At 45.3% G+C, this 1,037-nt stretch carries 1 protein-coding gene; it reads right to left on the bottom strand.

The annotated features are described in order from the left end of the window. A partial coding sequence (locus BUA03_RS16320) for an HYR domain-containing protein (RefSeq protein ID WP_139255707.1) occupies nucleotides 1-1,037 on the bottom strand: 1,037 nt, incomplete at both ends.

The following is a 1,037-nucleotide window of genomic DNA, read 5'->3' as shown; positions in this document are numbered from 1 at the left end:
CCAAGAGTTACATTTTCTTTAGCAGTAGTACAAGAAACGGCATCTACAGTCACTGTAACCGGAGCTGCACAGGTAATTGTTGGCAGAATAGAATCGACCACCGTTACGATTTGAGTACACGTTGCTGAGTTGCCTGCATTGTCAGTTACGGTCCAAGTTACCGTTGTGTTTCCGATCGGGAATACACTAGGGGCATCATTAGTTACGGATTTCACACCACAATTATCAGCCGTAGTTGGCATTCCAAGAGTTACATTTTCTTTAGCGGTAGTACAAGAAGCGGCATCTACAGTCACTGTAACCGGAGCTGCACAGGTGATTGTTGGCAGAATAGAATCGACCACCGTTACGATTTGAGTACAAGTAGCAGTATTTCCTGCTGTATCAGTTACGGTCCAAGTTACCGTTGTGTTTCCGATCGGGAATACACTAGGGGCATCATTAGTTACGGATTTCACACCACAATTATCAGCCGCAGTTGGCAGACCAAGAGTTACATTCGCTTTAGCGGTAGTACAAGAAGCGGCATCTACAGTCACTGTAACCGGAGCTGCACAGGTAATTGTTGGCAGAATAGAATCGACCACCGTTACGATTTGAGTACAAGTAGCAGTATTTCCTGCTGTATCAGTTACTGTCCAAGTTACCGTTGTGTTTCCGATAGGGAATACACTAGGGGCATCATTAGTTACGGATTTGACACCACAATTATCAGCCGCAGTTGGCATTCCAAGAGTTACATTGGCTTTAGCGGTAGTACAAGAAGCGGCATCTACATTTACTGTAACCGGAGCTGCACAGGTGATTGTTGGCAGAATAGAATCGACCACCGTTACGATTTGAGTACAAGTAGCAGTATTTCCTGCATTGTCAGTTACGGTCCAAGTTACCGTTGTGTTTCCGATCGGGAATACACTAGGGGCATCATTAGTTACGGATTTGACACCACAATTATCAGCCGCAGTTGGCAGACCAAGAGTTACATTCGCTTTAGCGGTAGTACAAGAAGCGGCATCTACATTTACTGTAACCGGAGC

This window comes from Flavobacterium fryxellicola (assembly GCF_900143245.1).
GTDB classification, from domain to species: domain Bacteria; phylum Bacteroidota; class Bacteroidia; order Flavobacteriales; family Flavobacteriaceae; genus Flavobacterium; species Flavobacterium fryxellicola.
Note: the sequence above shows the minus strand (reverse complement) of the source record. Positions and strands in the feature narration are given on the sequence as shown.